Genomic DNA, 3,156 nt, shown 5'->3' on the forward strand with positions numbered 1-3,156 from the left:
TAACTCCAACGTCTTAGTTAAATTTTGACACTTAGCTTCTGAGTTAGGCGAACAAATACCACTGAAAATTACTTGAGATTTATCACTCAATCTTAATAACTTTTCAAAATTCCAATTCACACTCTACTTTTTAGTCCCACAAGAGAACTAACTATATATTTTGATATAACTATAACGTCTTAGTTATTAGACTTTAGATCGAGCTATGAGCGATCGCCTCCTGAGCAGACCATTGGTTTAACTCCAACATCTTACTTAGTTAAATTTTGACACTTAGCTTCTGAGTTAGGTGGGTAAAATTTATTTTAAAATTCAACTTGATAGCCTACTTTTTACTCCCACAAGAAAACTGAATATAACTTTGACTTAACTACAACGTCTTAGTTGCTAGATTTTAGATATAGGTCTGAGAGAGTACCTCTTCAGCAGACTATTATTGGTTTAACTCAAACCTCTTAATTAAACTTTGATACTTAGCTTCTGAGTTAGATGAACAAATAGCACTGAAAATTATTTGAGATTCATCACTCAACCTTAATAACTTTTCAAAACTCAACTTACATTTAACTTTTTACAACTGTTTTAACAGACGAACATATTCTTTAGCAGTCTCCCTCCAAGTCCAATGAGAAAAGCGTGTATCTATTTCTTCAGGAGATAACTTCTTCCGAGGATTAAGAATAAATTTTTCCATACAATTTGCTAAAGCATCCACATCACCAACCGGGAAAAAATCTACCAGATCGCCACATTTATAAAGTTCTACCTGCTCTCGAAAAACTTCTAAATCTGAGACAATAGCAGGTATTCCTCTGACAACCGACTCTGATAAAGCCAAACCAAAACCTTCATATTTAGAAGGAAAAACTACACAAGAAGAATTCCGATACGATTTTTCTACATCTTCATCCGAAGAATATCCTAACCCCTCAAAATATTCCTGCATTATATTTTGATTATTCTGAGATATTTCCTGACATTGATGCAGATAATCAATATATTCTTGACTATTCTTTTGCTGAGATAAGGTAATTTTTCCCGCAATCAAATTATCTGTTTCCTTACCAATCAAAACTATTTTAAACTTCAACTTTTTTTCTGCAAGCTTGATACCAGCTTTTAGCAAAGTTAAGTGATCTTTATAAACACCGAAAGAAGAAGGCAAATAAAAAATTGGCAAGTCGCCAATAGATTCTTGGGAATTTTCTGCTAAACCCAATAACCTTTGTGAAACATTTGACTTAGTAGGAAAACCTGAATTAGCTATAGTAGTAATCTTACTCGTAAACTCTGGAAAAACTGAGATAATATCTTTACGGGTTTTTTCAGAAACAGTAAAAACAATATTAACCTCCTTCAGCCATTCCAGTAGACTTAAATCATATTTCCTTACATAAGATTCTGGATAACTTAAAGGAGCAAATCTCCAGAACACATCATGTGTTACCATTGCTAAAGGAATATCAAGATCGGGTGGAGTTAATTGATTAGCTAAAAAGTACAAACAATGAGTAGCTTGATAATAATTAGCTAAATATTTGATACTAAACTTACTCTGATATTTACGACGGAGACGTTTCAAAAACATTTGAACTTTTTTCGCCTTAATATTACCTGATAAAGACGAAAACTTATTAATTAGAGAAAGTATTCGAGATTGTAAAGATTTAGGGGGTAATGTAAATGATTCGTATTTAATTATTGGAGACTTAGGCAACTTTTCTTGAAAATGAGGAATATCTTTTTTTTGCAAAATTAATATTATTTCCTCCACTTCGTCAATTTCAATCCATTCCTCTATTGTTCCACAAATTACCCGTTCTACTCCACCTTGACGATAAAATTCTATAGGAAGTATCAGTTTCATAGTAGCCCCAAAATTTAATATTTGTTCTACCCCAAATTGATTAGCAACTCTAACTAATTGTTATGAGGTTTTACCAAAATATCTTTAAATAGTAAACTTCTGATTATAGAGTTTGAAGGGGAGCTAAATTTCCATGTTGGTTTAAGTTACATAATATAAAGCTCCCTTTACTAGAAAGACAGGGAAAAAACTCAATTTATCCGTTAACTTTCTTCGCTCAAAGCCAATATTTGGAAATAAAGTCATAGTGTCCAGCTTGCTCAGGTGGATACCATCCTTGCTCTATTTTTTCGATAATATTTGGCAAAGCTCCGATAAATTCTGGACTTCTATCTTTAGGATGAATTGTCCACGCCTTGGGTGAACTCATAGTTGCTCGTATATAATCAGTTTTCTCTAACTGCATAGATACCATAACCTCCCAAGAATCCAGCTTGCCTTTGCCAGTATAGTAGTTCAAGAGGGTTTTTATATTTAGTGGCAGTTGATTAAGAAATTTGTTCTTGTAAGAACGCCACAAAATGGGCAATGGCAGTAACTTGTCAAAGCGTTTACGGTTAATCAGATATACTCTACTACTGAAAAATTTGAATTTATAGAACCCCCCTGCTTCTGGTTTTAGGGACTTATTTTTTTGGTATATAGCACCATCCTCAGTTGGTGGCCCTGTCAATGGTCTAATTGCCATTATTTCCGGATACTGCTCCATTAACTTGATACCTTCATCTATCCAGCTATAATCTGGTTGTTGATGTAGAAGCATATCACTGTCATAATGCAACATATAATCTCCCGGTACAGATTCTATATGAAAAATTGACCCCAAGATTGGATAACCTCTATAGTTATGGGTATACTTAATTGGACTACCAAAATGCTTTTGATACATTTGTTGTTGATAAGTTTTGTCATAGTTAATATCCACAACTTGATCTACAATACCTTCACTTATAAGTTTGTTACAGCAATCTCTGAGTTCACTTAGAGTACCAACACCAGGACGCATAACTTTATCTCCAGATAGAGGTGCTGTATCCATACACAACACTTTTTGAATAAAATTAAAATTACTCATCCTAACTAGATGAGGAATGGTATGCATCATAAAAGGTAAATCTGTTCTTGCTACCAAAATTGAGAGTGAACAGGTATTCGATAACATTAAGTTATGCCTCCTTATGAAAACTGCTAGACAGAATATGGAAAAGTTTGACTTGACTTATTTTTACTACCCTGAAATATAATTTTACTTAGGGTTAGATGACAGGCATTTATGAAAAAAATTATCT

The 3,156-nt window shown here is 33.3% G+C and carries 2 protein-coding genes; both read right to left on the minus strand.

Translation table 11 applies throughout. From position 1 onward, the window contains the following. Positions 1–571: 571 nt before the first annotated feature. Complete coding sequence (locus tag AFK68_RS04500) at positions 572–1,867, minus strand: glycosyltransferase (protein ID WP_094671767.1); 1,296 nt, start codon at positions 1,865–1,867, stop codon at positions 572–574. A 217-nt stretch (positions 1,868–2,084) separates the two neighbouring features. Beyond that, positions 2,085–3,029, minus strand: coding sequence for a hypothetical protein (locus AFK68_RS04505; protein WP_094671768.1), 945 nt, complete (start codon positions 3,027–3,029; stop codon positions 2,085–2,087). Positions 3,030–3,156 lie beyond the last annotated feature (127 nt).

The organism is Hydrocoleum sp. CS-953 (genome assembly GCF_002260545.1).
Classification (GTDB): Bacteria; Cyanobacteriota; Cyanobacteriia; order Cyanobacteriales; family Microcoleaceae; genus Trichodesmium.